Here is an 18153-nt window from a genome sequence, read left to right on the forward strand (position 1 = left end):
AACTATCCCTTGAGCCCGGCGAGCACGACGCCGCGGACGATGTAGCGCTGGAGCAGCAGGAAGACGGCGAGCGTCGGGATCGTCGCCAGGGCTGCGCCGGTCATGATCAGCTCCCACTGGATCTGCGATTCGACCGCGAAGGAGGCGAGCCCGACCGGGAGCGTGTAGAGTTCCTTGCTGGTGGTGACGATCAGCGGCCAGATGAAGGCCGTCCAGTTGCTGAGGAAGGTGAAGATCGCCAGTGCCGACAGCGCCGGCGTCACCAGCGGCAAAGCGATGCGCCAGAAGATCGCGAACTCGTTGAGCCCGTCGACACGCGCCGCCTCGAGGAAATCGTTCGGCACCGTCTCGAAGAACTGCTTCATCAGGAAGGTGCCGAAGGCCGTCATCATGCCCGGGAACATGATGCCCCAATAGCTGTCGAGCCAGCCGAAATTCTTGGCCATCACGTACCAGGGGATGACCAGCATCTCGGTTGGGATCATCAGCGTCGAGAGGATTGCCAGGAAGACGAGATAGCGGCCGCGGAACTGGAACTTCGCCAGGGTGTAGCCGACCAGGCTGTCGAAGAAGACGTTCGACAGGGTGACGATCGTCGCGATCGCCAGCGAGTTCCAGAACCAGCGCAGGAAGCGCCCGTCCGAGAGCACGGTCTTGTAGTTGTCGAGCGTCGGTGCCGCCGGGATCAGCCTGAGATCGTAGATATCGGCCGAATCCTTCAGCGAGGTCGAGAACATGAAGAGCAACGGCGTCAGCATGAGCAGGCCGCCGGCGAGCAGCAACAGCCAGACGAGGACGCGGCCGGGCGCGAAGCTGTGCATGAGCGAGGAGCCGGTCATCAGCGATCCCTCAGCAGGCGCAATTGCAGCAGCGAGACGCAGAGCAGGACGAGGAAGAGCACGACGGTTTGTGCCGCCGCATAGCCCATGTCGAAGGAGGAGAACGCGGTCTGATAGATCATCAGCACCAGCGGCTTGGTCGCGTTGAGCGGGCCGCCGGGATCGCCGCTGGTCATGTTGTAGACCTGGTCGAAGATGCGCAGGAAGCCGATCGAGGAGAAGACGACGAGGAAGATGATCGTCGGCTTGAGCAAGGGCAGCGTGATCTTGCGCAGGATGGCGAAGTCGGAGACGCCGTCGATCCGCGCCGCCTCGTAATAGGTCGTCGGAATGGCGCGCAGGCCGGCGAGGAAGATCACCACCTGGAAGCCGAGCCCGGCCCAGATCGCCGGCGCCAGCACCGCCGGCAGCGCCTGCGTGGTCGAGCGCAGGAAGGGCTGCTGGGAAAAGCCGAGGGAGGAGATGACGTCGTTGATCAGGCCGATCGGCACCGGCTGGTAGAACCAGCGCCAGACCCAGGCCATCGCCGTCGCCGTGGTCAGGAAAGGCAGGAAATACAGCGCCCGGATGAAGCCGTGCATGAAGCGGACGCGGTCGAGATGGTAGGCGATGGTGAAGGCGAGGACGAGGCTGACCGGCGTGCCGATGATCAGGTAGAGGAAGGTGTTGCGGAACACCTGCCAGAACACCGGATCGGCCATCAGCCGCTTGAAGTTCGCCAGCCCGACGAAGGACGGCGAATTCATCAGGTTCCAGTTCGTGGTCGAGATCACGAAGGCCTCGACCGTCGGGTAGAAGCGGATCAGCCCATAGAACAGGATCGGCACGGCAAGGAAGCCCCAGGCCCAGACCACCTGCTTCTGCTGCAAGGTGAGGCCCTGCCAGAGGCGCCCGCCGGAGCGGGCGACTTGGGTATTGGCGGTCATGGCGCGTCCTGCCGTGCTGGGGCTTCAGGCCGTCGCGATCACTTCTTATAGAAGCGGTCGAGGATCGCCTGCTCGGCCTTGGCGGCTTCTGCCAGCGAGGCCTTGGCATCCTGGTTCTGGATGAACACCCGGTTGGCCATGTCGAGCCCGACCTGGCGCTGCGCCAGTTCGTCGACGAAGACCGTCGCCTGCGAATAGTTCAACGCCTTTAGGAACGGGCCGTAGATCGGGTGGCTGAGGTTCTTCTCGGTTTCGGCCGCGGCCTTGCGGGCGGGGAGCTCACCGACCATGTCGAGCCAGACCTGCATCGCTTCCGGCGAGGTGGTGAAGGCCATGAACTTCTTGGCGGCTTCGAGCTTGGCGCCGGTCGGCTTGCCGGTGATGGCGTTGACCCAGTAGCTGGCGAAGTTCGAGCGCTTGCCGTCGGCGCTCGCCGGCAGTTCGGTGACACCCCATTCGAAGTTCTTGATGCCGCCGAAGGCGCCGAGGCGGAAGGAGCCGTCGACCGTCATCGCGGCGCGGCCGGCGCGGAAGGCGGCCTGGCCCTCATCCATGAAGCCGGCCTGGCCGACCTTGTGGACGCGCTGCAGGTCGGCGTACCAGTTCAGCGCCTTGGCGCCGGCTTCGCTGTCATAGGCGACGGACTTGCTGTCGTCGGAATAGGGCTTGCCGCCCATCTGGCGCAGCAGCACCTCGCGCCACCAGTGCAGGTCCTGGCCCGGCATGTCGATCACGGCGCCGGCCGAGAGCATGTTGCCGGCGGCATCGCGCTTCACGGTCTTCTTGGCGGCTTCGAGATACTCGTCGAGCGTCTGCGGCGGCTTGTTCGGGTCGAGCCCGGCCTCCTGGAACAGCTTCTTGTTGTAGAACAGGGCGAGCGTGCGCACCGCGGTCGGCAGGCCGTAATACTCGCCGTCGCGCTTCATCGTCTGGACGATCGGGTAGAATTCCTTCTCGATCACGTCGTGCGGGAAGGCGTCGCGCGGTAGCGGCTGGATGAACTTGGCGCCGACGAAATTATCGAGCCAGCCATAATAGAGCTGGACCATGTCCGGCCCCTGGCCGGCGGGAACGGCGGCGGCGATCTTGGTCTGGTAGTCGGCATAGGGGAAGGTCGTGTGCTTGACCTTGATGCCGGGATTTGCGGCCTCGAAGCGTTTGATCAGCTCGTTCATCGCCTTGATGCGGGCGTCGAACACATATTGCCAGTACTCGATCTCGACCGCCTGGGCGCGGGCGCCGGCAATGGCGCCGACCGACATCAACACACCCAGAACCAGTCCGCGAAAGCCGCGCATGATCTGCCCTCCCCATCTCGTTGCGACGTCCGCCCGCATGCTCGCTCCCGGCTGCTGGACGTTCGGGCCATATGCTTTCCCGCCGCCTCTTGACTGTCAATAGATTAATTCACTTGAGTTTGATTAATGGCCGTCGCAGCTTGTGCAGACAGGACGGGCCGACCCACCATGCCGCACCGCAAGCCTCCAGCCGCGCAGAGCGTCGCCCTCGGGGCCAATCCCGAACGGGCGCGCCACCATAACCGGCGCGTCGTACTCGAGACGCTGCGGCAGCATGGCCGGCTCGGCCGCTCCGACATCGCCAATCTGTCGCGGCTGACGGCGCAGGCGGTCTCGAACATCGTCGCCGAATTGCTGGAAGAGGGCTTTCTCATCGAGCTCGGGCGCCGGCGCACGGCGCGCGGCCAGCCGCCGGTCGAGTTCGCACTCAATGCCGATGGCGGCGTGAGCGCCGGCATGGAAATCGCCGCCGACCACATCACCACCGTGCTGGTCGACCTCACCGGCGAGATCAGGGCGCAGCGCGTCGTGCCGTTGCCGGATATTTCGGTCGAGGCGGTGCAGGCACTGGCGGCGGCAGAGCTCAGGCGGGCGCGGGCGACGAGAGGCCTGCCGGAACGCCTGCTCGGCTGCGGCGTGGTGATGCCAGGCCCGTTCGATTTCGAAGGGACGATCACCGTCGGTTCGACGGCGCTGCCCGGCTGGACGGGACGCGACGTGACGGCGCTGATGAGTGCCGCGCTGGCGACCTCCGTGACGGTCGAGAACGATGCGACGGCAGCGGCCGTCGGCGAGCACCTCTATGGCATCGGCCGCAACCTCCGGCATTTCTGCCTGGTCTATTTCGGGCTCGGGCTCGGCCTCGGGCTGATGCTGGGCGGCGAGCCCTATCGCGGCGCCTTCGGCAATGCCGGCGAGCTCGGCCACGTTCCAGTGGTGCCGCAGGGGCTGCCCTGCATTTGCGGCCGGCAGGGCTGCCTTGAAAGCTATGTCTCGCCCTCGGCCCTGCAGGAGACGCTGCGCCAGGCGGGTATCACCCAGGTCGATGCGACTGCTATCGCCGGGCTCCACGCCGAACGGCATCCGGCCGTGCTGGGCTGGATCGCTCAGGCCGGACCACTGCTCGCACCGGTGCTCGCCATGCTGGAGAACCTGTTCGACCCGGAAACGATTATCCTGGGGGGTGGGCTGCCGGACAGCGTCATCGATGCCCTGATCGCGGCAGTCGAGCCGTTGCCACTGTCCGTCGCCCGTCGCGATGGTCGCGCCACGCCCCGCCTCCAACGCGGCACGACCGGTCAGCTCACCGCGGCGCTCGGGGCTGCGGCGCTGCCCTTGCTCGATGCGATCGCTCCGCGGCTGGTGCGGAACGCCGCAATGGCCGAGCCGGCCCCGCCTGCCGCACCAAATAGCGCCGCCGCGTCATAACCGGCGACCGCGATGTCACAGACGTGACGAGCCGCGGGCTGCGTCGGCCTGGTTTTTCCGCTAACGCTCAGTCAGGCGAGTCGTTTGCCCGGGACCGATCGAACCGTCGCGCCTTTCGGGGATTGATCTTGGCAAGGCTCTTGCTAACGAGCCAGGGCGAACGATTGGAGATGCCGGCTCGATGCTAGAGTTCGAAGGGCGCGGCCTGCGCCGGATCCGGGCGCTGCGCCCGCCGCAGATGTCGAGCTGGACGCGCGAGACCGTCGGACAGCAGGCGCTTGCTAGCGCACCACCGGCTGCGGAATTGCGGATCGCCTCCTACAACATCCACAAGGCGGTGGGGCGGGATCGCCGTTTCGATCCGGACCGGATCATCGAGGTGCTCCGGCAGATCGATGCCGATGTGGTGGCGCTGCAGGAGGCCGACCAGCGTTTCGGCGAGCGCTCCGGGCTGCTCGATCTTGCCCGCCTCGAACGCCGCACGGGCCTGAAGCCGGTGCCGGTGCAGAGCGCCTGGCAGGGCCATGGCTGGCACGGCAATGTCGTGCTCTTCCGCGACGGGGCGGTCACCGCGACGCGGCAGCTCGTCCTGCCCGGCGTCGAGCCGCGCGGCGCGCTGATCGCCGATCTGACCATCTCCCGCGCGCCGATCCGGGTGGTCGCCGCCCATCTCGGGCTGCTGCGCCATTCGCGCTCGCGCCAGGTCGAGACGCTGATCGCCGCCTCGAAGCCGACGGATGGACGGCCGATCTTCCTGATGGGCGACCTGAACGAGTGGCGGATCGGCAAGAAGTCGAGCCTGCACGGGCTGGCGCCGAAATTCGGGCCGCTGCAGGCCGCGATCCCGAGCTTTCCCTCGCGTTTCCCGATCTGGGCGCTCGACCGCATCGTCGCCTACCCGGCCGAGACCATCACGCAGGTGGAATTGCACGACACCGCATTGTCGCGGCTGGCCTCCGACCACCTGCCGATCAAGGCGGTGGTGCACCTGCCGGGCGAGGACCGCCAGGCGCATTGAACCGGCGCTGGTCGCGGGCTGTCCCCAGCTACGCGCCAATGACGCCCCGGCTGCGCTGTGCCACGATGGCCGATCATGCCGAGACGGATCCTGCCTATGACGACTGCGTCGCACCGCGCCTACCGCACCCAGAACTGGAGCCTGGCCAAGCCATCGGCGCGGGGGCGCAATGGCGTTGTCGTCTCGCAGAACCACGAGGCTGCGGCGGCCGGGGCGGCGATCCTCGAAGCCGGCGGTAACGCTGCCGATGCCGCGGTCGCGGTGGCCTTTGCGCTGGCTGCGGTCGAGCCCTGGAACAGCGGGCTTGGCGGCATCGGCTTCGGCGTCGTGCTCAAGGCCGGCGAGAGCCGGGCTGAGGTCGTCGACTTCGGCCCGGTCGCGCCGCGCCGGGCCGACCCGGCCGATTATCCGCTGACCGGCGAGATGAAGCTCGATCTGTTCGCTTGGCCGGGTGTGGTCGACGATCGCAATATCCACGGTCCGCTCTCCTTCTGCGTTCCATCCTCCGTTGCCGGTTATGCCAAGCTGAAAGAGGCATTCGGGACCAGCATGCCGGTCGCCGAACTGCTCGCGCCTGCAATCGCATTGGCCCGGCGCGGTCTGGCGCAGGACTGGTACACGACGCTGAAGATCGCCTCCTCCGCCTCGGTGCTCAGGCTCTATGAGGAGAGTGCGCGGATCTACCTGCCTGACGGTTTGCCGCCGGTGCCGCCCTATCAGGGCGTGCCGGGTTTCAGGAAACTCGGCAATCTTGGCGCGACGCTGGAGCATCTCGCCAGGGCCGGACTCGACGACTTCTATCGCGGCGATCTCGCCAAGCAGCTGGCTGCCGACATTGCCGCTGCCGGTGGCGTGGTCGATGCGCAAGATTTGGCCGGCTGTCATGCGACCGTGCGCGAGGCGCCGGTGATCGACTGGCGCGGCACGCACCGTATCCACACGGCGGGTGGTTTGACGGCGGCGCCGACCCTGCAGGCGGTGGTCGAGCGCATGGCTGCAAGTCCGCCGCCGGACGGAGGACCGGACTCGGCGTGGTTTGCGCGGCTCTCGCAGGTGATGCGCGAGGCCTATGCCAGCCGCCTCGAAGGGCTGGGCGCGGCGCAAGCTGCAAAGGAGCCGGCCGAGACCTGCACCACGCATCTGACAGTGGTCGATGGCGAGGGCACGATCGTTTCGCTGACGACGACGCTGCTCTCCTCGATGGGCAGCCGGCTCGTCCTGCCTGAGACCGGCGTGCTGATGAACAACGGCATGATGTGGTTCGACCCACGCCCGGGCAGCGCCAATGCGATCGCGCCCGGAGCGCGCCCGCTCTGCAATATGTGCCCGGTGGTGGTGACGCCGGCCGATGGCGGCTTCCCACGTTATGGCGCCGGCGCCTCGGGCGGGCGGCGCATCCTCGCCAGCGTCTACCAGATGCTGGCCTTCACCCTCGACAGCGGCATGAGCCTCGAGGATGCCGCGCACCAGCCGCGCATCGACGTCTCCGGGCCGGATGGCACCAGCGCCGATGCGCGCCTGCCCGACGGCACGCTCGATGCGCTGGCGGCTGCGGGGCCGCTGACGGTGGTCGAGCATGGCGTGCTGCCGCTCAATTTCGCCTGCCCCAACATGGTGCGGACCGGGCAGGACGGGCAGGAAGGCATCAGCGACGCCGCCTCGCCCTGGTCGGCGGCCGTGGCGGCGTCGTAGGCGCGAGAACCACGACGCGAAACCCCTCTCCTGGAAGGAGAGGGGCAGGGGTGAGGTGTTCGGACTGCAAACGTCAGCCTGAACCCGACCGCGCTGTCAGGCCTCGCGGAACTGGTCAGAGGGCCTACACCTCACCCTGCCCTCTCCTTACAGGAGAGGGTTCCCCGCGGTTCTTCCGTTTCGGTCCGAGTCCGGGACTCACCCCCGCTTCAGCCCCCAGGGATAGGGCGCCGAGCCCGGCAGCATGCCGGTCAGGCCCTTGCGATAGGCCGTCTTGATCACGAACTGACCGAGCGGGATCGTGGCGCATTCCTCCAGCGCCAGCCGGCCGAGCGTCACCGCCGCCTGCTTCTGTTTGGCCTCGTCCGGTGCATAGAGCCACTCTTCCGCCAGCTCCTCCGCCTTGGCGTTGGTCCACCAGCCGAACCAGCCCTTCTCGCCCGGGCCGCGCACGATATTGGACAGAGCGGGGTTGCCCCAGCCGACCGCCGCGCCGGTGGTGTGGAAGATGCTCCAGCCACCCTTCTCGACCGGCTCGCGGCTGTTGCGGCGCTGGATCACCGTGCCCCAGTCGCTCGCCATCATCTCGACATTCATGCCGATTGATTTGAGCAACTCGTAGGTGACGTCGCCGAGCGGGCCGATATCGGGGAAGTCGGTCGGGTTGATGATGACGACCTTCTCGCCCTTGTAGCCGGACTCCTTCAGCGCCGCCTTGGCCTTGTCGACGCTCTGCGGCATCAGGTCCTCGAGCTCGCCGGTGTAATAGGGCGTGCCCCGCCACCACAGGTTCCGGCAGATCTGCCAGGTGGTGGTGTCGTCGCCCTGGGAGGCGCGCATATAGTCTTCCTGGTTGACCGCGAGGCGGACTGCGGCGCGCACCTTCGGATTGTTGAAGGGCGGCTGGAGGTGGTTCAGCCGCATGATCGAGCCGCGGCCGTTCTTGTCGATGACCTCACGGGTGATGTCGGGGCTCTTCGCGAGCAAGGGCTGGAGGTCGGCGAGCGGGCGCTCCCACCAGTCGATCTCGCCCTTGGTCAGCGCGGCGGCGGCGGTCGCCGGATCGGGCAGGATCGGCCATTCGATGCGCTTGAAATGGGCGACCTTGCCGCCGGCATTGCGGCTCGGCGGTTCGCTGCGCGGCTTGTAGGTCTCGTTCTTCTCATAGACGACGCGGCTGCCGGAGACATATTCGCTGGCCACGAACTTGTACGGACCGGAGCCGACCATCTCCGTCACCTGCTTGGTCGCATCGGTCTTGGCCAGGCGTTCCGGCATGATGAAGGGCGGATTGTCGGCCTTGGCCATGCAGTCGAGCATCATCGGGAAGGGCCGGGTCAGCTTGATCTCGATGGTGCGCTCATCCGGGGCGCCCCAGGCTTCGACCGCCTTGATCAGGAGCTGGCCGTAAGGGTCGCGCTGGCACCAGCGCTTCAGGCTCTCGATGCAATCGGCCGAGCGGACCGGCTGGCCGTCATGGAAGGCCAGGCCCTCGCGCAGCTTGATCTTCCAGGTCTTGCCGTCGGCCGAGATCTCGTGGCCCTCAGCCATTTGCGGCTGCGGCTTCAGGTCGAGATCGCCGCCATAGAGCGTGTCATAGACGTAATAGCCGTGATTATTGGTCACGGTCGCCGTCGTCCAGATCGGATCGAGCGAGGTGAGATTCGCCTGTGGCGCCATTCTGAGCACGGTTGGGCTCGGCGCTTGCGCCAAGGCCTCGCGGGCCAGCGTTGGAGCGAACAGGGCGACGGCTGCCGTGCCCTGCAGGAACTGACGACGCTTCATATGGTCTCTCCCCTTTTATGATTGGATCGTGCGGCTACAAACTCTGCTCGTCCTGCTGTCGTGGCTTGGAAAATTGCATGTTCCGGCTAGTCGAAGCCGAGGAAATTCGGGCTGTCCTTGAGCTTCGGGGCTTTCTTGAGCCCGGCGATATCCGGCACGGGGCGCGCCGTCAGTGGATCGCCCGCCAAGAGTGACTCGAGCGCGGCGGCAACAGCAAGCACCTTGGCGTCGCCGCCGCGCGGGCCGACGATCTGCAGGCCGAAGGGCAGGCCGTTTCGGTCGAGCCCGACCGGCAGCGAGATCGCGGGATGGCCGACGATCGTCACCGCGTAGGCCATGGCGAGCCAGTGGAAATAGGTCCGCGTCGGCTTGCCGTCGATCTCGGCGGGATAGAGCTCCGACCAGGGCCGCGGGCTCAGCGTCATCGCCGGGCTCAGGATGACGTCGTAGCGGTCGAAGAAGCGCTGCCACTCATGATAAAGCACCGTCTGCTGCTTCAGCGCCCGGGTGATGTCGAGGGCGCCATAGCGCAGACCCTCCTCGACATTGGCGCGGACATTGGGGCCGACCTGGTCCGGCGTGTCGCGCACCCGCTCATATTGCCCGGCGAGGAAGTTGACGGCGCGCAGGACCTCGAAGCTCTCATCGGTCCCGCTGCAATCGGGTGTCGCCTCATCCGCCCGACCGAAGACCGTGCTGAAGCGGCCGACCTTGTCGGCAAAGACCTCGCGAATGTGCTTCTCAGTCGGGGCGAAGCCGAAATCCGGGGTGAGCGCCACCTTGAGCGAAGCGAGATCGCAGTAGTCCGGCCGGGCGAGGTCCTCGGGCCGCCTGACCTGCTTGCCATGGATCGTGGTCGCCAGCGGGTCGCAGGCGTCGTCGCTCACCATGGCCCCGAGCAGCAGACAGAGATCGGGCACTGTGCGCGCCATCGGGCCGAGCACCGACAGCGGATTCCAGCCGAGCGCGCGCTTGTCGCTGGGCACCAGCCCCGGCGACGGCCGGAATCCGACGATGCCGTTGAAGGCGGCGGGATTGCGCAGCGAGCCGCCGGTGTCCGAGCCGGTGGCGATCGGTACCATATTGGTCGCCAGCGCGACCCCGGAGCCGCCGGATGAGCCAGCGGCGGAGCGCGAGGGATCGAACGGGTTGCCGGTGACGCCGTAGACAGCATTGCGGGTGTTGGCGCCGGCGCCCCATTCCGGCGTGTTGGTCTTGCCGACGATGACGGCGCCGGCCTTGCGCACCGAGGCGACGATGCCCTGGTCCTTTGTCGGCACATGGTCGGCGAAGAGCGGGCTGCCATAGGTGGTGCGCAGGCCCGCGACGTCCTCGAGATCCTTGATGCCGATCGGCAGGCCGTGCAGCGCCTGCAGCGTGTCGCCGCGCACGGTGGCCGCATCTGCCGCCTTCGCCGCGGCATGGGCGCGTTCATCATCGCGCGCGACCATGGCGTTGACGGCGGGATCGACCGCGTCGATCCGGGCGAGGCAGCTTTCGAGCAGCTCCGTCGCAGAGAGCTTCTTCTCGCCGATCAGGCGGCGGGCGGTGACGGCATTAAGGTCGCAGGGTTCGGTCACGGCTGAAGGCTCCGGCAGTCAGGGCGGGTTCGTCGTGACCCGTCCAGCCAGTCGAAGCGGCCTCAGCCGCTGCGTCAACCCTCGCCGGGTTGAACCCCGGCCTGCGTTCGCCTCAGATGTGCAGCGCGTGGCCGAGCGCCTTCAGCGCCGATTCCTGGAAAGCCTCGCCCAGCGTCGGATGGGCGTGGATCGTGCCGGCGACATCCTCCAGCCTTGCGCCCATCTCGATGGCGAGGCCGAAGGCGGCGGAGAGCTCCGAGACGCCTTGCCCGACGGCCTGGATGCCGAGGACGAGATGATTATCGACCCGGGCGACGATGCGTATGAAGCCGGCCTCGCCATGGCGGGTCATGGCGCGGCCATTGGCTTGGAAAGGGAACTGGCCGATCTTGGTCTCGAAGCCGGCGTTTTTGGCCTCCGCCGGGGAGAGGCCGGCCGAGACGATCTCGGGATCGGTGAAGCAGATCGCCGCGATCCCGGCCTTATCCCAGAGGCGCGGCTCGCCGGCGACGATCTCGGCGACCATTTCGCCCTGCGCCATGGCGCGATGGGCCAGCATCGGCTCGCCGGTGACGTCGCCGATGGCGTAGATGCCGCGCATCGAGGTCTCGCAGCGCTCGCCGATGCGGATGAAGCGGCCGTCCATGTCGAGCACGAGCTCGTCGAGGCCGAGCTTGCTCGTTGCAGGCGCGCGGCCGACCGTGACCAGGACCCTGTCCGCCAGCAGTTCGCGCTCCTTGCCGTCGGCAGTCTCGATGCGCAGGCCATCGCCCTTGGCCGTTGGTCCGAGCGCCTTCGCACCGAGCAGGACCTCGACGCCGAGCGCCGACAGGCTCTTGGCGACGGGCGCGGTCAATTCGGCATCATAGAGCGGCAGGATCTTGTCCTGCGCCTCGACCACGGTGACTTTGCTACCGAGCTTGGCGAAGGCGGTGCCGAGCTCGAGCCCGATATAGCCGCCGCCGACCACGACGAGGCGCTTCGGCAATTCGGTCAGCGCCAGCGCGCCGGTCGAGGAGATGACGTTGCCACCGAAGGGCAGGAAGGACAGCTCGACGGGATGAGAGCCCGTCGCGATCACGATCGTCTCGGCCTTGATGATCTTCGGGCCGGTTTCGGTTTCGACCGCGACGGTCTTGCCGTCGCGGAAGCGGGCCTGGCCGTGGACGATCTTGACCTTGGCCTTGCGCAGCAGGCCGGCGACGCCGTTGTTGAGGCGCTGGACGATGCCGTCCTTCCAGGCGACGGCCTGCTTCAGGTCGAGCTTCGGCTCGGCGGCGGTCAGGCCGAAGGGCGTCTTGCCGGCGGCGGCGTGGGCGGCCTTCTCGAACTCCTCGGCGACATGGATCATCGCCTTGGAGGGGATGCAGCCGACATTGAGGCAGCTGCCGCCGAGCTTGCCGCTCTCGACGATGACGGTGTCGATGCCGAGCTGGCCGGCGCGGATGGCGCAGACATAGCCGCCGGGGCCGGCGCCGATGACGAGCAGCTTGCAGGTGATCTCGGTCATGGCTTTCTCCCGCCGCTCACATATCCACGAACAGCGTCGCCGGCGTCTCCAGCAGCTTTTTGAGCCGCTGCACGAAGACGGCGGCGTCCCAGCCGTCGATGACGCGGTGGTCGAAGCTGGAGGAGAGGTTCATCATCTTGCGCGGTACGAAGGTGGTGCCGTCCCAGACGGGTCTGACCGCCATCTTGTTGACGCCGACGATCGCAACCTCGGGGTGGTTGATCACCGGGGTGGTGGCGATGCCGCCGAGTGCGCCGAGCGAAGTGATGGTGATGGTCGAGCCGGTGAGCTCGTCGCGGGTCGCACTGCCGTCGCGGGCGCGTTCGGCGAGGCGCGAAAGTTCGATGGCGCAGCCCCAAAGGTCGCGCGCCTCGGCATGCTTGACGACCGGGACCATCAGGCCGGAGGGAGCCTGCGTCGCGATGCCGATATGGATGCCGGCATGCTGGTGGACGATACCGGCCTCGTCGTCATAGAGCGCGTTGAGGCTGGGCTGCTCGCCGAGCGCCTTGACCATGGCCCGCATCAGGAAGGGCAGCAGCGTCAGCTTCGGCCGCTCGGCCGTCGGCTTCTTGTTGAGCGCGGCGCGCAGATCTTCCAGCGCCGAGACGTCGACCTCCTCGACGATGGTGATATGCGGGATGCGCGACTTCGACAGCGCCATCTTCTCGGCGATGCGTCGGCGCAGGCCGACGACCTTGACGTCGGTCACCGCGGTCTTCGGCGCGAGCCTGCCCGCGACCGGGGCTTCCGGCCCGCGCTGGATGAAGGCGTCGATGTCCTCATGGCTGACGCGGCCGGCTGGGCCTGAGCCCTGGACCTGGCGCAAGTCGATGCCGGCCTCGCGCGCCTTCAGGCGGACGGCGGGCGATGCCAGCGGCTTCTCGCCCACGGGGCGGCGCGGGCCGGGCGTGGTCACGATCAGTGCCGGGCGAGCGGGAGCCGCAGCCGGCTTCGGCGTCGGCATGGCCTTGGGAGCAGGCTCCGATATGGGCGCGAGCTCTGGCGTTGCCGCAACAGCCGGCTTTGCCTTCGGTGCTTCGGCCGGTGTCTCGATCTCCGCCGGTTCCTCGGCGGCAGCGCTGCTACCGGCAACCTTGAGCTTGACCAGCGCCGAGCCGATCGCGACGGTGTCGCCGATCTCGGCGCCGACCCAAGTGACCTCGCCTTCGACCGGTGAGGGGATCTCGACGGTCGCCTTGTCGGTCATCACGGCAGCGATGAGATCATCCTCGCGGACGATGTCGCCGACCTTGACGTGCCACTCGACCAGCTCCGCCTCGGCGATGCCCTCGCCGACATCGGGCAGCTTGATGATGCGCTCGGCCATCAGCGGCTCTCCATGATCTCGCGCAGCGCGGCGCCGACGCGGCCGGGGCCGGGGAAATAGGCCCATTCCTGGGCGTGCGGATAAGGCGTGTCCCAGCCGGTGACGCGCACGACCGGCGCCTCCAGATGATAGAAACAGTGCTCCTGCACGAGCGCCGCCAGCTCCGCACCGAACCCTGAGGTCAGCGTCGCCTCGTGCAGGACGATGCAGCGCCCGGTCTTCGAGACCGAGGCAATGATCGCGTCGAGATCGAGCGGCACCAGGGTGCGCAGGTCGATGATCTCGGCGTCGATCCCGGTCTCCTCGGTGGCCGCCTGCGCGACATGGACCATGGTGCCGTAGGTGACGATGGTGACGGCCGAGCCCTCGCGGCGGATCGCGGCCTTGCCGAGCGGGATGGTGTAATGTCCCTCGTCGACCTCGCCGAGCTCGTGCTTCGACCAAGGCGTGACCGGGCGGTCGTGATGGCCGTCGAAGGGCCCGTTATAGAGCCGCTTCGGCTCGAGGAAGATCACCGGATCGGGATCCTCGATCGCAGCGATCAGCAGGCCTTTGGCGTCGCGCGGATTGGACGGCACCACGGTCTTCAGGCCCGCCACATGGGTGAAAAGCGCCTCAGGGCTCTGGCTATGGGTCTGGCCGCCGAAGATGCCGCCGCCGGTCGGCATGCGGATCACCAGCGGGCAGGTGAAGTCCCCGGCTGAGCGGTAACGCAGGCGCGCCGCTTCGGAGACGATCTGGTCATAGGCCGGGTACATGTAGTCGGCGAACTGGATCTCGACGCAGGGGCGAAGGCCGTAAGCCGCCATGCCGACCGCTGTGCCGACGATGCCGAGCTCGCTGATCGGGGCATCGAAGCAGCGGTTGACGCCGTATTTCTGCTGGAGGCCGTGGGTGCAGCGGAAGACGCCCCCGAAGAAGCCGACATCCTCGCCGTAGACGACGACATTGTCGTCGCGGCCCATCGAGACGTCGAGGGCCGAGCGGATCGCCTCGATCATGGTCATGCGGGCCATGCTTCAGACTCCGATCTGCTGGCGCTGGCGGCGCAGATGCGGCGGCAGCTCGGCATAGACGTCCTCGAACATGTCGCGCGAGGAGGGCTTGCCGCCGGCATGCAGTGTGCCGAAGCTCTCGGCTTCCTTCTGCGCGGCAATCACGGTCGCCAGGATCTCGGCCTCGGCCTGTTTGTGGCGCTCCTCGGTCCAGGCGCCGATCGCGATCAGGTGCTGCTTCAGCCGGACGATAGGGTCGCCGAGCGGCCAATCGTCGGATTCGTGCTTGGGCCGATAGGCGGAAGGGTCATCCGAGGTCGAATGCGCGCCGGCGCGGTAGGTGACGTATTCGACCAGCGTCGGTCCGAGATTGCGGCGGGCGCGCTCGATCGCCCATTGCGCCACGGCATAGGTCGCGAGGTAGTCGTTGCCGTCGACGCGCAGGGCCGGGATGCCGAAACCGAGGCCGCGGGCGGCGAAGGTGCCCGAGCCGCCCCGCGCAATGCCCTGGAAGGTCGAGATCGCCCACTGGTTGTTGACGACGTTGAGGACGACGGGGGCCTTGTAGGTCGAGGCGAAGACGAGCGCGGCGTGGAAATCGGATTCCGCCGTCGAGCCGTCGCCGACCCAGGCGGCGGCGATCTTGTTGTCGCCCTTGATCGCCGAGGCCATCGCCCAGCCGACGGCCTGGATGTATTGGGTGGTGAGGTTGCCCGAGATCGAGAAGAAGCCGTTCTCCTTCGAAGAGTACATCACCGGCAGCTGCCGGCCCTTCATCGGGTCGCGCTCGTTCGAGTAGATCTGGCACATCATCTCGACGAGCGGGTAGTCATGCGCGATCAGCAGCCCGGCCTGGCGATAGGTCGGGAAGTTCATGTCGCCCTTGCCGAGCGCGATGCGGAAGGCGCAGCTCACCGCCTCCTCGCCGGTGTGCTGCATGTAGAACGAGGTCTTGCCCTGGCGCTGCGCCATCTGCATGCGCGCATCGAAGGCGCGCAGGGTCAGCATGTGGCGCAGACCCCGGATCAGGTCGTCCTTGGAAAGATCGGGCACCCAGGGGCCGACCGCCTCGCCCTCACGGTCGAGCACGCGGATGATCGAATAGGCGAGGTCGCGGATCTCGCGGGGGTCGACATCGATCGGCGGGCGTTGAACCGAGCCGGCCTTGGGGATCACGACATGCGAGAAGTCGGGCTTTTCGCCGGGGCGACTTGCGGGGACTGGAACATGGAACCGCAGCGGTGAGGGGTCTGTCATGTCCACGCTCCCTAGGCTCTAGTCCGACCCAGCATTTCGCCATGCGAAGGCGTCTGCAAGGCGTGTCTGCGGGACGTCGGTCGAGACGCCCTGATTATTCGGGCATGTTAGGGTGGTGGCACATCGATTTCTTGCCGAAATGGCCTTGAGATTCGCCTCTGATCAGATGATTATTCTGGCATCCTGGCAGAGTGCGGAAAATTCACCCGATGGCGATCAAGGCGCGGCGTAGCGAGGAGCTGGACCAGATCGATCGGCGCATCCTCTCGGCGCTGAACGAGGATGGCCGGCTGACGATCAATGCGCTGGCCGAGAAGGTCGGACTCTCGCCCTCGCCATGCTGGACGCGGGTGAAGCGGCTGGAGGAGAGCGGCGCGATCGAGAAATACGTCGCGGTGCTGAACCACCGGGCGCTCGGGCTCGATAATGTCGTCTTCATCGAGATCACGCTCGACAAGCATGACGACAAGCTGCTCGACCGCTTCGGCGAGGCGCTGGCGCGGATTCCGGAGGTAGTCGAGGCCTATCTGGTCACCGGCGACTACGACTACCTGGTCAAGGCCGTGGTCAGCGGCACCGAGCACTATGAGCGCTTCCTGCGCGAGAAGATCTACCGCCTGCCGGGGATGCGGCAGTCGCGCACGACGTTCGGCCTGCGCGCGCTGAAGCGGGCGATCTCGGTCGACCCGCTGCAGATCGCGCCGGTGTGAGCAGATTCACGCCGGCACCGAGATCGCCATGCCGTCGCGCTGCGGGTCGGCGCCGCCGGTGGCGAGCCCGTCCTCGATCTTGACGCCGTGGAGCGCGGCGAAGGGATAGCTCTGGGCCGAGCGCTTGACGTCGTAGCCCTCGGCCTTGAGCTGCGCCTCCACGCTGCGGCGGATGCGGTTGCTGATATCGATCGAGTTCGAGACGCCCATGACGCGCGGCGCCGCGACCGCCTCCAGCATCGACATCTCGAAGTCGATGACGTTCATGATGCCTTGCGCCATCGCCGGGGCGATGTAGCTGCCGCCCGGTGCGCCCATGACGATGAAGGGCTTGTCGTCCTTGAAGACGATGGTCGGCGCCGCCGAGGAGGAGCGGCGCTTGCCGGGCGCGATCGAGCCGGCGCGGCCGGGGCGCGGATCGAAGCGGCTCATCGTGCCGTTGTAGATGAAGCCGAGCCCTTCGGTGATCGCGCCCGAAGGGCTGCCGAGCGTATGGGTCAGCGCGACCGCGTTCCCATGGCGGTCGACTACGGTGACATGGGTGGTCTCACGCGAGGAGGAACGCTCCAGCCGCTTGACGTCGGCGCGCTCGCCGCGGCGGATGCTGTCGGCCTGTGTCGCGGCATGTGCCTTCGAGATCAGGCGTTCGACCGGCACATCGACATAGGCGGGGTCGCCCATGAACTCGTCCTTGTCGATGGTCATGCGCTTCATCGCCTCGGCGAGCAGGCGGATATGCTCGGCGCTGCCATGGGGCAGAGCGCCGATGTCGAAGGGCTCGAGCATGTTGAGGATCTGCAGCATCGACATGCCGCTCGCCGGCGGCGGCGAGGTCGAGATGCGATGGCCGCGATAGGAGCCCCAGATCGGCTCGGCGACGGAGAGCTGATAGCGGGCAAGGTCCTCGCGCGAGATCAGCCCGCCATGTCCTGCGAAGTCGGCGGCGATCTCTTCGGCGAGCTCGCCATGATAGAACAGGTCGGCGCCGCCTTTGGCGAGCCGCTCCAGCGTGTTGGCCATGTCGGTGTTGACGATCAGGTCGCCCGGGCGCTTTGCGCTGCCGTCGGGGCGGAAATAGAGGCGCTTGCCGGTCTCGCTGTAGCGCAATTTGTCTGAGGTGTTGACCTGGCCGGAGCCGCTCTGATCCTGCGACCAGAACCAGTGCATGTGCGGGCGCACCAGCACACCTTCGCGCGCCTGTCTGATCGCCGGCGCCATGACGTCGGCCCAATCCATCGTGCCGAAGCGCGAGAGCACATAGTCATAGCCCTTGACGCTGCCGGGCGTGCAGACGGCGAGATGGCCGAACTCGTTAATGCCGCCCTCGAGCAGGAAGGCGAAGCCGTCGCGCGATTGGCCACGCAGCTTGTCCTGCCACATGTCCGGCTTCGCCGAATAGGAGGCGCGGGCGTAGAACTCGACGATCTCATGGACGCCCTTGCCGGGCATGTAGAGCTGCATCGAGCCGAAGCCGCCGATGCCCGACATCAGCGGATCGACCACCCCTTGCATGAAGGCGCAGGCGATCGCCGCGTCGATCGCATTGCCGCCGCGCTCCAGCACGACCGCGCCGGCTTCCACCGCTTCCGGCTGCGGGGCGACGATCATTCCGTTCTTCATGGGCAAGGGCCTTCCTCTCAAGGCATGGTCCAGAACCGCGCCGTCATCCCGGACAAGCGGCGTAGCCGCGCCGCTCCGGGATCCATCGAAGGGCGTCGCGCTCTACGATGGATCCCGGAGCTCCGCTTCGCTGCGTCCGGGATGACGGTGTGGTTCCGGGCAAAG

14 protein-coding genes are annotated in these 18153 nt (G+C 67.1%); 4 read left to right on the forward strand and 10 right to left on the reverse strand.

Annotated features, from left to right (window positions below; all coding sequences use genetic code 11):
* Positions 1–2: 2 nt before the first annotated feature.
* Genes B6S44_RS13250 through B6S44_RS13260 form a run of 3 tightly spaced genes read right to left on the reverse strand, consistent with a single transcriptional unit; the run spans position 3 to position 3063 of the window.
* Complete coding sequence (locus B6S44_RS13250; protein ID WP_129157363.1) at positions 3–839, reverse strand: carbohydrate ABC transporter permease; 837 nt, start codon at positions 837–839, stop codon at positions 3–5.
* Complete coding sequence (locus B6S44_RS13255; protein ID WP_129157364.1) at positions 839–1765, reverse strand: carbohydrate ABC transporter permease; 927 nt, start codon at positions 1763–1765, stop codon at positions 839–841. The genes B6S44_RS13250 and B6S44_RS13255 overlap by 1 nt, the downstream gene beginning before the upstream one ends.
* A 38-nt stretch (positions 1766–1803) precedes the next feature.
* Positions 1804–3063 (reverse strand): extracellular solute-binding protein, encoded by a 1260-nt coding sequence (locus B6S44_RS13260; RefSeq protein WP_129157365.1) that lies wholly within the window; start codon positions 3061–3063, stop codon positions 1804–1806.
* A gap of 168 nt (positions 3064–3231) precedes the next feature.
* Here B6S44_RS13260 and B6S44_RS13265 point away from each other — a divergent pair, with 168 nt between their 5' ends.
* The 3 genes from B6S44_RS13265 (at position 3232) to B6S44_RS13275 (ending at position 7201) form a co-directional block, all read left to right on the forward strand.
* Complete coding sequence (locus tag B6S44_RS13265; RefSeq protein ID WP_129157366.1) at positions 3232–4491, forward strand: ROK family transcriptional regulator; 1260 nt, start codon at positions 3232–3234, stop codon at positions 4489–4491.
* A gap of 181 nt (positions 4492–4672) precedes the next feature.
* Positions 4673–5509 carry an endonuclease/exonuclease/phosphatase family protein gene (locus B6S44_RS13270; protein WP_248309580.1) on the forward strand — a complete coding sequence of 279 codons (837 nt, stop codon included), beginning with the start codon at positions 4673–4675 and terminating at the stop codon, positions 5507–5509.
* 96 nt (positions 5510–5605) lie between these two features.
* A complete protein-coding gene (locus tag B6S44_RS13275; RefSeq protein WP_206735151.1) occupies positions 5606–7201 on the forward strand; it encodes a gamma-glutamyltransferase in 1596 nt (531 codons plus the stop codon).
* Positions 7202–7399: 198 nt separating this feature from the next.
* Here B6S44_RS13275 and B6S44_RS13280 read toward each other — a convergent pair whose 3' ends face one another.
* The 6 genes from B6S44_RS13280 to B6S44_RS13305 all read right to left on the reverse strand — a co-directional run bounded on the left by B6S44_RS13280 (position 7400) and on the right by B6S44_RS13305 (position 15658).
* Positions 7400–8986 carry an ABC transporter substrate-binding protein gene (locus tag B6S44_RS13280; RefSeq protein ID WP_129157368.1) on the reverse strand — a complete coding sequence of 529 codons (1587 nt, stop codon included), beginning with the start codon at positions 8984–8986 and terminating at the stop codon, positions 7400–7402.
* An 86-nt stretch (positions 8987–9072) separates the two neighbouring features.
* Positions 9073–10566, reverse strand: coding sequence for an amidase (locus B6S44_RS13285; RefSeq protein ID WP_129157369.1), 1494 nt, complete (start codon positions 10564–10566; stop codon positions 9073–9075).
* A 112-nt stretch (positions 10567–10678) separates the two neighbouring features.
* The gene (lpdA, locus tag B6S44_RS13290) at positions 10679–12076 is read right to left on the reverse strand and encodes a dihydrolipoyl dehydrogenase (RefSeq protein ID WP_129157370.1); all 1398 of its coding nucleotides are present in this window, start codon (positions 12074–12076) and stop codon (positions 10679–10681) included.
* Positions 12077–12092: 16 nt separating this feature from the next.
* Complete coding sequence (locus tag B6S44_RS13295; protein WP_129157371.1) at positions 12093–13406, reverse strand: dihydrolipoamide acetyltransferase family protein; 1314 nt, start codon at positions 13404–13406, stop codon at positions 12093–12095.
* Positions 13406–14422, reverse strand: coding sequence for an alpha-ketoacid dehydrogenase subunit beta (locus B6S44_RS13300; RefSeq protein WP_129157372.1), 1017 nt, complete (start codon positions 14420–14422; stop codon positions 13406–13408). The genes B6S44_RS13295 and B6S44_RS13300 overlap by 1 nt, the downstream gene beginning before the upstream one ends.
* Before the next feature lie 3 nt (positions 14423–14425).
* A complete protein-coding gene (locus tag B6S44_RS13305) occupies positions 14426–15658 on the reverse strand; it encodes a 3-methyl-2-oxobutanoate dehydrogenase (2-methylpropanoyl-transferring) subunit alpha (protein ID WP_129157373.1) in 1233 nt (410 codons plus the stop codon).
* 209 nt (positions 15659–15867) lie between these two features.
* Here B6S44_RS13305 and B6S44_RS13310 point away from each other — a divergent pair, with 209 nt between their 5' ends.
* Positions 15868–16368, forward strand: coding sequence for an Lrp/AsnC family transcriptional regulator (locus B6S44_RS13310; RefSeq protein WP_129157374.1), 501 nt, complete (start codon positions 15868–15870; stop codon positions 16366–16368).
* 6 nt (positions 16369–16374) lie between these two features.
* On the opposite strand, the gene ggt is transcribed toward B6S44_RS13310, so the two are convergent.
* The gene (ggt, locus tag B6S44_RS13315; RefSeq protein ID WP_129157375.1) at positions 16375–17988 is read right to left on the reverse strand and encodes a gamma-glutamyltransferase; all 1614 of its coding nucleotides are present in this window, start codon (positions 17986–17988) and stop codon (positions 16375–16377) included.
* Positions 17989–18153: the final 165 nt, after the last annotated feature.

Source organism: Allobosea sp. Tri-44, from assembly GCF_004123845.1.
Classification (GTDB): domain Bacteria; phylum Pseudomonadota; class Alphaproteobacteria; order Rhizobiales; family Beijerinckiaceae; genus Allobosea.

Coding starts and splice junctions, on each gene's coding strand:
- B6S44_RS13250 (WP_129157363.1), bottom strand. CDS start 839: ATGACCGGCTCCTCGCTCATGCACAGCTTCGCGCCCGGCCGCGTCCTC.
- B6S44_RS13255 (WP_129157364.1), bottom strand. CDS start 1,765: ATGACCGCCAATACCCAAGTCGCCCGCTCCGGCGGGCGCCTCTGGCAG.
- B6S44_RS13260 (WP_129157365.1), bottom strand. CDS start 3,063: ATGCGCGGCTTTCGCGGACTGGTTCTGGGTGTGTTGATGTCGGTCGGC.
- B6S44_RS13265 (WP_129157366.1), top strand. CDS start 3,232: ATGCCGCACCGCAAGCCTCCAGCCGCGCAGAGCGTCGCCCTCGGGGCC.
- B6S44_RS13270 (WP_248309580.1), top strand. CDS start 4,673: ATGCTAGAGTTCGAAGGGCGCGGCCTGCGCCGGATCCGGGCGCTGCGC.
- B6S44_RS13275 (WP_206735151.1), top strand. CDS start 5,606: ATGACGACTGCGTCGCACCGCGCCTACCGCACCCAGAACTGGAGCCTG.
- B6S44_RS13280 (WP_129157368.1), bottom strand. CDS start 8,986: ATGAAGCGTCGTCAGTTCCTGCAGGGCACGGCAGCCGTCGCCCTGTTC.
- lpdA (WP_129157370.1), bottom strand. CDS start 12,076: ATGACCGAGATCACCTGCAAGCTGCTCGTCATCGGCGCCGGCCCCGGC.
- B6S44_RS13295 (WP_129157371.1), bottom strand. CDS start 13,406: ATGGCCGAGCGCATCATCAAGCTGCCCGATGTCGGCGAGGGCATCGCC.
- B6S44_RS13300 (WP_129157372.1), bottom strand. CDS start 14,422: ATGGCCCGCATGACCATGATCGAGGCGATCCGCTCGGCCCTCGACGTC.
- B6S44_RS13305 (WP_129157373.1), bottom strand. CDS start 15,658: ATGACAGACCCCTCACCGCTGCGGTTCCATGTTCCAGTCCCCGCAAGT.
- B6S44_RS13310 (WP_129157374.1), top strand. CDS start 15,868: ATGGCGATCAAGGCGCGGCGTAGCGAGGAGCTGGACCAGATCGATCGG.
- ggt (WP_129157375.1), bottom strand. CDS start 17,988: ATGAAGAACGGAATGATCGTCGCCCCGCAGCCGGAAGCGGTGGAAGCC.